This window comes from Nocardia stercoris (assembly GCF_003696265.1).
Classification (GTDB): domain Bacteria; phylum Actinomycetota; class Actinomycetes; order Mycobacteriales; family Mycobacteriaceae; genus Nocardia; species Nocardia stercoris.
Genome location: NZ_RFFH01000051.1, coordinates 1 through 1269 on the forward strand (window position 1 = coordinate 1; position 1269 = coordinate 1269).

A 1269-nucleotide genomic window follows, 5' to 3' on the forward strand; every position below is an offset into this window, starting at 1 on the left:
GGTTCGAGCGTAAACTTGAAGCATGACTTCGACGGGGGTAGAAGACACAGGACAGGCGGCGGCGACACTGCTGTCCACCGTCACCGCCCTCATCGAACTCCCCCTGACACCACTGTCCGACGACGCCATGTGGCAGGCCATGCGCGACATCGAAACCGCCTACTGGAAACTCGCCGCCGTCCAAGACCGCATGCTGATCGAAGCCGCCGAACGATCCTTCCCCGAAACCTGCGGTGTGCGTGGGGAAAAGCGGATGCTCACCGACGTGTTCCGGCTCTCCGGCGCCGAAGCGCACGGGCGAGTCAAGCGGGCCTTCGACGTCGGCTGCTACCGGGCGAGCTCCGGGGCCGAACGCGAACCACAATTGCCGGCTGCTTCAGCCGCGTTCCGTGACGGCGAGATCTCCCCCACCCACGTACGCGAGATCTCGAAAGTCATGCACCGCCTGCCCGGCGGCGTCGAAACCGAAGAGCGGTGCACCGCAGAACAACTCCTCGTCGAACACGCACGGATGGCAGGCCCGGACGACATCAGCAAGATCGGTGACCGGCTCATCGCCTACCTCGACCCCGACGGCACACTCTCCAGCGACACCGACCGCAACCGCCGACGCGGCATCACCATCGGCCGACAAGGCACCGACGGACTCTCCCCGATCTCGGGCCTGATCACCCCGCAACTGCGGGCATTCCTGGATCCGTTGCTGGGCAAATACTCCCGGCCCGGCGTCGCCAACCCCGACGACGCCGCCTCATCATTCACCGACCCCGACACGGTCGACCCTGAAACCTTGCGTGCCGCAGCCGAACGCGACGACCGCACCGCACCCCAGCGCACCCACGACGCCATCCGGGCCCTGCTGGAATGGGGAATCGTCACCGACCGGCTCGGCTCACACCGCGGCCTGCCCATCACCTGCATCCTCACCATCAACGTCGAGGACGTGGAGAACGAGACCGGAGTCGCGAACACCGCCACCGGCGGGACCGTCCCGATCAAAGACGCACTGGCACTAGCCGAGCGATCCCGCCCGTTCCTCGCGGTCTTCGACCATAGCGGCCTCCCACTGCATATGGGACGCACCAAACGCCTCGCCTCACCCGCACAACGCTTGGCGTTGACCGCATCCCTACGCGGCTGCACCCGCCCGGGCTGCGACGCGCCCGCCAGCATGTGCGCGGTCCACCACGTGAGCGAGTGGGCCGACGGCGGCTCGACCGACATCGAGAACCTGGTACTCGCCTGCGATCACTGCCACGCCCGAGTCGA

General features: G+C 66.9%; 1 protein-coding gene. It reads left to right on the forward strand.

The features are described 5' to 3' along the window. Nucleotides 1-22: 22 nt before the first annotated feature. Nucleotides 23-1269: HNH endonuclease signature motif containing protein (locus EBN03_RS33520; protein WP_147471807.1), on the forward strand; the 1247-nt coding region annotated here is incomplete at its 3' end.